Source organism: Streptomyces sp. H27-H5 (assembly GCF_026627505.1).
Classification (GTDB): Bacteria; Actinomycetota; Actinomycetes; order Streptomycetales; family Streptomycetaceae; genus Streptomyces.
Genome location: NZ_JAPNLK010000334.1, coordinates 1 through 901, shown reverse-complemented (window position 1 = coordinate 901; position 901 = coordinate 1). Strand labels below are relative to the sequence as shown.

At 71.5% G+C, this 901-nt stretch carries 1 protein-coding gene; it reads right to left on the bottom strand.

Annotated elements, in window-relative coordinates; all coding sequences use genetic code 11:
• On the bottom strand, positions 1-901 hold a 901-nt coding region (locus tag OTB19_RS43145; RefSeq protein WP_267804321.1), incomplete at both ends, for a condensation domain-containing protein.

Below are 901 nucleotides of genomic sequence, written 5' to 3'. Positions count from 1 at the left end.
TGTTGATGAACAGGCCGACCATCGACTCGATGCCGGGGACCTGGGGCGGGCGGCCGGAGACGGTGCCTCCGAAGACCACGTCCTCACGGCCGGTGAGCCGGCCCACGACGATCGCCCACGCGGCCTGGAAGAGGGTGTTGAGGGTGACGCCGGCCGAGCGGGAAAGGTCGGTGAGCTGTGCGGTGAGGGCGGCCGGGACGTCGACGGTGACACGGTCGGGGGTGGCGGGGGTGCCGTCACGGCCCGCGGGGGCAACCAGGGTGGGCTCGTCGAGGCCGTCGAGCACCCGCCGCCAGGCGTCCTCGGCGACACCGCGGTCCTGGCCGGCGATCCACGTCAGGTAGTCGCGGTGGGGAGTGACGCGGGGCAGGGCGGAGCCGTCGCCGGAGCGGCCGTAGAGCGTCAGGAGTTCCTTGACCAGGACGGGCATGGACCAGCCGTCGAGCAGGATGTGGTGGTTCGTCATGACCAGTCGGTGCTGCTCCGCACCCGTCTTGAGCAGGGCGAACCGCATCAGGGGAGCCCGTGCGGGATCGAAGCGCACGGCCCGGTCCTCGGTCATCCAGGCCTGGACGGCGCTCTCGCGTTCGGCCTCGGGGAGCGTGGTGAGGTCGATGTCGGTCCAGGGCAGGTCGACGCTCTCGGGGATGACCTGGACGGGTGCGTCGAGGCCCTCGTGGTGGAACGCGGCGCGCAGGGCGCCGTGGCGGGACAGGAGGGTCCCGGCGGCGGCGTGCAGCGATCGGGGCCGGAGGGGACCTTCGATGTCGAGGGCGAGTTGGACGGTGTAGACGTCCTCGCCCTGGGTGTCGTAGACGGCGTGGAAGAACAGACCCTGCTGGAGCGGCGAGAGCGGCAGCACATCAGTCAGACGACCGTGCTCGGCCTCCAGACCCTCGAT